Raw genomic sequence first — 552 nt, 5'->3', positions numbered from 1 at the left:
GGTTTGGGGCACGCACATTGTTCGTACCGGCGTGATGCGCGTCTTTGGCGCGCGCTTACGCACCGTCCTCAGCCGCAGCGTTGAGAAGAAGCCGCTCGCCTTCTGCGCGGGGATCGGCGTCACCGCCCTCGTGCAAAGCAGTAACGCCACCACCATGCTCGTCACATCGTTTGTGGCGCAAGATTTGGTGGCGCTGACACCGGCGCTGGTGATTGTACTGGGTGCCGACGTCGGGACTGCGCTGATGGCGCGTATTCTGACCTTCGATCTCTCCTGGCTGTCACCGCTGCTGATTTTCATCGGCGTCATGTTCTTCCTTGGCCGCAAACAGACCCGCGAAGGACAGCTGGGGCGCGTAGGGATTGGTCTCGGGCTGATTCTACTGGCGCTGTAGCTGATCGTGCAGGCGGTTACGCCGATCACCCAGGCCAACGGTGTACAGGTGATTTTCGCCTCGCTGACGGGCGACATCATGCTCGACGCGCTGATTGGCGCGGTGTTTGCCATCAGCAGTTACTCCAGTCTGGCGGCCGTGCTGTTGACCGCCACCCT

1 pseudogene is annotated in these 552 nt (G+C 61.8%); it reads left to right on the top strand.

Annotation, left to right across the window (positions count from 1 at the left end):
- Window positions 1-552: pseudogene (locus tag K5E19_RS23690) on the top strand (Na/Pi symporter); the annotation flags it as partial.

This window comes from Enterobacter sp. RIT637 (assembly GCF_019718755.1).
GTDB lineage: Bacteria > Pseudomonadota > Gammaproteobacteria > Enterobacterales > Enterobacteriaceae > Enterobacter.
The sequence above is the reverse complement of the archived record's forward strand: the minus strand, read 5'-3'. Positions and strand labels throughout refer to the sequence as shown.